General features: G+C 45.4%; 5 protein-coding genes and 1 pseudogene. All 6 read left to right on the forward strand.

Going from position 1 to position 6,266, the window contains the following annotated elements:
• Positions 1-229 (forward strand): annotated as a pseudogene (murB, locus tag WEIDD23_RS12785) (UDP-N-acetylmuramate dehydrogenase); the annotation flags it as partial.
• A 23-nt stretch (positions 230-252) separates the two neighbouring features.
• Positions 253-2,304, forward strand: a complete 2,052-nt coding sequence (locus tag WEIDD23_RS08560; RefSeq protein WP_010369943.1) for a Na+/H+ antiporter — start codon at positions 253-255, stop codon at positions 2,302-2,304.
• Between the two features lie 11 nt (positions 2,305-2,315).
• Positions 2,316-3,149 (forward strand): diadenylate cyclase CdaA, encoded by an 834-nt coding sequence (gene cdaA / locus WEIDD23_RS08565; RefSeq protein WP_010369941.1) that lies wholly within the window; start codon positions 2,316-2,318, stop codon positions 3,147-3,149.
• A complete protein-coding gene (locus WEIDD23_RS08570; protein ID WP_010369939.1) occupies positions 3,149-4,126 on the forward strand; it encodes a CdaR family protein in 978 nt (325 codons plus the stop codon). Before cdaA ends, WEIDD23_RS08570 begins: the two co-directional genes overlap by 1 nt.
• Before the next feature lie 8 nt (positions 4,127-4,134).
• Positions 4,135-5,493, forward strand: a complete 1,359-nt coding sequence (gene glmM, locus WEIDD23_RS08575; protein ID WP_010369937.1) for a phosphoglucosamine mutase — start codon at positions 4,135-4,137, stop codon at positions 5,491-5,493.
• A gap of 4 nt (positions 5,494-5,497) precedes the next feature.
• On the forward strand, positions 5,498-5,812 hold the full coding sequence (locus WEIDD23_RS08580) for a hypothetical protein (RefSeq protein ID WP_010369936.1): 315 nt from the start codon (positions 5,498-5,500) through the stop codon (positions 5,810-5,812).
• Positions 5,813-6,266: the final 454 nt, after the last annotated feature.

The raw sequence follows: 6,266 nt of genomic DNA on the forward strand, positions 1-6,266 counted from the left end.
CTTCAAGCGTCCAGAAGGCTACTTCGCGGGTAAGTTAATTATGGATGCTGGCCTACAAGGCTTCCAAATTGGGGGTGCCCAAGTTTCAACTAAGCACGCTGGGTTCATTGTTAACCGCGGTAACGCAACGGGTTCAGATTACGTCAATGTGATTAAGCACGTACAAGCGGTGGTTAAAGAGAAGTTTGGGGTTGATTTGGAAACTGAAGTTCGTATTTTGGGTAACTAATGAATTGAATTAAGGGAGGAATTATGGAACTATTACAAACCATTGTGGGGCTAACCTCATTGGTGGTCATCGGTAATATTTTGTCGCATTTCCTCAAACGTGTGCCGGTCAGTTTGATCCAAATCAGTTTGGGTCTGCTGGCCGCTTTGTTTTTAAATGTACACATTGAATTAGATACAGAATGGTTTTTGCTATTATTTATTGCACCATTGCTGTATTCAGACGCCTGGCGATTTCCGAAACGAGAACTTTGGGAGTTGCGCGGTGCGATCTTTGGAAATGCTATTTTACTAGTCTTTTTAACGACCATTCTGGGGGGCTTTATTATTTATGGCCTCGTCCCAGAGTTACCGTTGCCGGTCGCATTTGCGATTGCCGCGATTTTGTCACCAACTGACCCAGTCGCTGTGGCTGCGATTGCCAAGCAAGCCAAATTGCCACCGTCAATCATGCACTTGGTGGCCGGTGAAAGTTTGATTAATGATGCCAGCGGTTTGGTCGGCTTTAACTTTGCTGTCAAGGCAGCATCCGCTGGAACCTTTTCATTATTAGCCGCCACCGGTAATTTTTTCTACATCTCATTGATGGGAACGTTGATTGGATTGGTGCTCGGGTTCTTACTGAATATTCTGGGTGATTTCTTATCATCAAAGGGTGCGACTGATGTTGTCTTGCGCGTGGTGTTGCAATTATTTAGCCCATTCTTGCTGTACTTATTGGCTGAAGAAGTGCATGCGTCAGGGGTTATTGCGGTAGTCGTTTCGGCGATTGTGCAAAACCTCCACACGAAGAATGACGCTGACTATTCAGGTGAGTTACACGTCGTCGGTATCAACACATGGAATGTGTTTGGTTATTTGTTGAATGGTTATATTTTCGTGATTTTGGGAATTGAACTACCATTGGCAACTGAATTGGGCAATGTGATTTCTGTACCAATGGCCATCTGGTATGCCTTTATTACCTGGGTTGTTATCTTTGGGATGCGTGTCATTTGGACATACATTAACCAATGGGTTCGATTAAAAAATCACCATAACGAAACAGCGTCATGGCGGGTTGCCTTGCTATCTGGTTTGTCAGGTGTGCGTGGGGCCGTGACAATGGCCGGTGTGCTATCGGTACCGTTGGTGACTGATGCGGGGATGCCATTCCCACAACGTGCCTTAATGCTCTTTATTGCAGCGGTGGTCATTATCATTTCATTGTTGGCCGCGATTATTTTCTTGCCGTTGCTGGCTGAAAAGCCAAAGACGCAGGTTCCGCCAGGTGAAAAGAGTCCGCAGGCGGTGGTCGCACAGCACATGTCCGAGCCACGTGCCCGTGTGTATGTCTTGCAGTCAGCCGTCCGTGAAATTGAGACGCGCCGTCGAGAATCAAATCAAGCCATTGCTTATGAAATTATTCTGCGTTATCAAATGCAGATTCGCCAATTGCAGATGCGATTTATGAAAATCGATAAACTTAGTCCGATTTTGAAAGCCGAAATGAACCTCCGTGAAATTGCATTGGACGCGGAACGAAGTGCATTGCGAGGGCTTTTGGTTGATGAAAAAATTACACCATTGGTATTTGCAAGTGAGAATCGCCGGATTGATCGTGTGGAAGCGGACTTGGATGATTTGATTACGCATGATAAAACCAAGCGGACATGGCGTCAATTGAAGCGTTTTGTGATTTCAACCCGTCGATCAATTCGCATTTGGTTGAGTGACGATTCATCTGATCGCTTAATTGCGGAATACAAGCTTGCACGTCATGAATCATCGAAGGCTGCGATTGCGGCAATTTCAACGTATTTGGCAAGTGAAGATGGTCAAGCGTCAAAGACTGACCAAACGGCAGCCTACAACTTAATCATTATGTATCGTTCACGCTTAGAGCATCAGAAACATAATGGTGGGCAATCGGAGGCATTGGTGCGCATGGACCTTGAAGTGGCTGGACTAAACGCACAGCGTGAAGCCACCCAGCATTTGTATGACGCGCACTTTATTTCCGCCGAGACGGGCTTACGGATTCGTCAAATGATTAATTTTGCTGAAGCTGGTCTATTAACGGATGAAGAAGAGTAGGGGGCAGTACAATGAATTTTAATATTGAAGCACTGGTGAAGAGTGTCAGTATTGTCCGCATTATTGACGTGGTCATTGTTTGGTGGCTCCTTTATCGGTTGATGATGCTGATTCGCGGTACTAAGGCGGTTACGCTGCTGCGCGGTGTTGGTATTGTGATTGTGGTGAAGGTTGTTAGTTGGTACATTGGGTTGACCACGATTTCATGGTTAACCGACCAAATTATTAATTGGGGTGTGATTGCACTAGTTGTCGTCTTCCAACCAGAAATTCGACGCGGTTTGGAACACCTGGGTCGGTCGGCCTTGTTTAAGCAACGACAGGCTTATCAAGATGAAACCAAGCTGATTAATGAATTGGATGATGCCATTCAATATATGTCAAAGCGGCATATTGGGGCGTTGATTTCAATTGAAATGGAAACCGGGCTAGAAGAATATATCGAAACCGGAATTAAGATTGATGCGGAAGTGACCAGTCAATTGTTGATTAATACTTTTATTCCAAATACGCCTTTGCACGACGGCGCGGTAATTATCAAAGATGCCCGGTTGGCAGCGGCAGCGGCTTATCTGCCATTATCAGATAATCCGACGATCCCGAAGGAACTGGGGACGCGGCACCGTGCCTCGGTTGGGATTTCAGAAGTAACGGATGCCTTGACGATTGTTGTCTCAGAGGAAACCGGGGCAGTGTCAATTACGCGTAATGCAGAATTGATGCAGTCATTGTCGCGTGAGGACTATCGCAAATATTTGACACGCCAATTAGTGCCTGAAAATGGGGCGGTCAAGCAAAACTGGTGGTCACGCTTTGTACCGACATTTAAGCGGGGTGAGAAGTAATGAAAAAAAGTTACGACAAACTGATTTATCTAGGGGCAACATTATTAGTTGCCATCTTAATGTCGGTCTATGCGGATGGCCAGTCAACGAAGACCACACGCAATTCAACAGAAAGTGGCGCAACAACCACGGGTATCTTAAAAGGGTTGGTGTCATCAAAGTCAGAAAAGGTGTCGGTTCCGTTGCAATTGAACGGCATCGATACGGATGAATACTACATTTCGGGTGCGCCTGATACAGTTGATATCACCTTGACTGGTTCGTCGGCTTTGGTAACCGCAGCTAAGAACACCAAAAACTTTCAAGTCTATGCAGACCTAACAAAACTGACTGATGGTACACACACGGTGGCGCTAAAGGTGTCAGGTTTGAACCGCGATTTGACGTATAAGCTAGCCAAGTCGAAGGTAACTGTGACGATCTATAAGCGGACGTCAGCTTATTACACCGTTCACACGGATTACAATAAGGATGCGATTGCGGACGGGTATACCGTTGGTACCGTGACGTCATCAGTTAACAACGTTCAGTTGATGGGACGTGAATCAGCAGTTAACGAAGTAGAGACTGTGGTTGCGGTGGCACAATTGAAACGCGACACGAGTAAGTCAGTCACACAGACAGTGACGTTGCAGGCCCTTGATGCTAAGGGACACCCAGTTGACGTTGGCATTTCACCACAGGTAACGACGGTGAAAATCCCAGTGACAGCTGGGACAGGTACCAAGCAGGTACCGCTAAAAATTAAGACAAAAAACGGGTCGGCTTCAAACTTTAATCTTACGGGCTCTGTAAATGAGATCACAGTTCGTGGTAAGATTGATGTATTGAATAAGTTAAAAGAGATTCCTGTGACGGTCGATTTGAACGGGGTGACGGCAGCGTCATCTCAAGATGTCACGGTGAATACGCCAGACGGAACGGATAGTGTAAATCCGACAACGGTCACGGTAACGATTACGCCCAAGGAGCAATAAAAAACATTATGGTTGAATTACATTATTTTGGAACAGATGGTGTGCGCGGGATTGCCAATAAGGAATTAACGCCAGAGTTGGCTTTCCGTCTCGGTCGCATGGGTGGTGCAGTTTTGACGCGCCACGCTGAAGGACGCCGACCACGCGTGCTAGTTGGTCGTGACACACGTATGTCAGGACAAATGTTGGAGCATGCTTTGATTGCTGGTTTGCTATCAGTTGGTATTGAAATTTTGCGTTTGAACGTCATTTCAACGCCGGGGGTTGCCTACTTAGTGCGTGCCCAACAAGCAGATGCTGGTGCGCAAATCACGGCATCACACAATCCAGCTGAAGATAACGGGATTAAGTTCTTTGGTGCGGATGGCTTCAAGCTATCAGATGAGTTGGAAGCTGAAATTGAAGCGTTGCTTGATGCACCGGAAGATACATTGCCGCGTCCAGCCGCTGAAGGCTTGGGTACAGTGTCAGACTTCCCTGAAGGGGCTGCTAAGTACCTAGAGTACTTGCAGACAACCATCCCTGATGATTTGTCAGGCATGAACATTGCCATTGATGCAGCCAACGGTGCAACGTCTGGTTTAGTCGCAAACTTGTTTGCTGACATGGGCGCTGACTTTGTCACGATGGCCACATCACCTGACGGATTGAACATTAACAAGGGCGTTGGGTCAACACACCCTGAAGCGATTGCGAAGTTTACGGTTGAAAATGGTGCCCAAGTTGGGTTGGCATTTGATGGTGACGGTGATCGCTTGATTGCTGTTGATGAAAACGGTGACGTTGTCGATGGTGATAAGGTCATGTTCATTACCGGTAAGTACTTGTCAGAACACGGTCGTTTGAAGCAAGACACGATTGTCACAACGGTCATGTCAAACATCGGTATGTACAAGGCCATGGCTGAAAACAACATGTCATCAGTTAAGACAGCTGTTGGTGATCGCTATGTGGTCGAAGAGATGTTGAAGTCTGGGTATAACTTGGGCGGTGAGCAATCAGGTCACGTGGTGTTCTTGGACTGGTCAACAACTGGTGATGGTATGTTGACAGCTTTGCAATTGCTGCATGTTATGAAGGCAACAGGCAAGAAGCTGTCAGAACTAGCTGGTGAGATGACAGTCTTCCCACAAAAGTTGGTTAATGTGAAGGTCCAAGACAAGAAGGCCGCGCTAGAGAATGAAGCGATTAAGCAAGTGATTGCTGAAGTTGAAGCCGAAATGGGTGACAATGGTCGCGTTTTGGTGCGTCCTTCAGGTACGCAAGATTTGTTACGTGTGATGGCAGAAGCTCAAACCGAAGAATTAGTTGGGGCTTATGTTGATCGCATCGTTGATGTTGTTCGTGCAGAAGTAGGAGTGGATTAAGAACATGGCTGCGGATTATCAAACGCTTGATATTATTGAGGAGATTACCCGTAACGACGGATCGACTTATAAGGAAATTGGCAATCTTTTGCACAATGGTCAAGCCGAATACGCCGCTGAACAGGGGATGATTCAATCGGTTCGTATTTTAAAAATTAACATTCCTCACTCAGGAAACGTTGAAAAATACGAAAAGTACGTTAATGAACATTTTGAAATACCTGAGATGGTTGCCATCAAAGAATACACAGAATGGACTAAGACGCCCGAAATGGATGATGTTATCCAAAAAATTCTAACTGAGAATCAAGTTAGTTAAACAATTAAACCCGGTCTGGCAGATGCGCCAGACCGGGTTTTTTGTTACTTTTGATTAGCCTTATTTGTGTGGCTCAGTGATAAGTGGGCTTGTTGAAAGGCGTTAGTAATTGTTGTTGTTTCATTAAATAACCAGTTTGATTGATTCATGATAAACTCGCTTTCTCAAGATATTGTCCTTATTATAGGATTAAAACGATGGTTATAAATAAATGGTGCTAAAAGTGAAACAAAATATACCGTTTTTTCAAAAATGTCCCGTATCCTAGTAATTAAGGAAGTTCACGATTGGGGGAAACGCGGATGACACAGACATTAGCTGAAAGAATTAATGAAATAAGGCGCAACAAACAGGTGTCGGTTCAAACAATTGTGGCGAATGGTATTTCAAAGAGTAAATATTTTGCGTACATGCGTGGTGAACGAGATTTGTCGATTCGCGATTTGCAAATTTT

The organism is Weissella sp. DD23 (genome assembly GCF_001579105.1).
Classification (GTDB): domain Bacteria; phylum Bacillota; class Bacilli; order Lactobacillales; family Lactobacillaceae; genus Weissella; species Weissella cibaria.